The sequence below is a fragment of the Bacillus pretiosus genome (assembly GCF_051294775.1).
In the GTDB taxonomy this organism is placed as follows: Bacteria; Bacillota; Bacilli; order Bacillales; family Bacillaceae_G; genus Bacillus_A; species Bacillus_A wiedmannii.
This window is the reverse complement of sequence record NZ_JBPPHF010000425.1, coordinates 1-289: the sequence shown is the minus strand read 5'-3', so window position 1 is coordinate 289 and position 289 is coordinate 1. Positions and strand designations below refer to the sequence as shown.

The following is a 289-nucleotide window of genomic DNA, read 5'->3' as shown; positions in this document are numbered from 1 at the left end:
ATACCTTCATCCTGTAATCTTCTAATTAAAGATTCCGTAGGTAACGGTCTAAATGTAACAACTTGACAGCGAGATAAAATCGTATTTAACATTTGATGACTTTGTTCAGTAAGTAAAATAGCTGTTGTATCACTACTTGGTTCTTCTAAAAATTTTAAAAGTGAATTCGCTGCATTTGCTGTCATACGATCTGCGTGCTCAATAATATAAACTTTTTTATTTGCTTCAAATCCTGGTTTTGAAAACTCTTCTTGTAAATCATGAATTTGCTGCTTCTTAATAGATAATC

At 31.1% G+C, this 289-nt stretch carries 1 protein-coding gene; it reads right to left on the bottom strand.

Features of this window, described 5'->3' with window-relative positions:
* The coding region (locus ACSG5Z_RS31565; protein ID WP_503827194.1) for a DNA polymerase III delta subunit-related protein at positions 1 to 289 on the bottom strand (289 nt) is incomplete at both ends.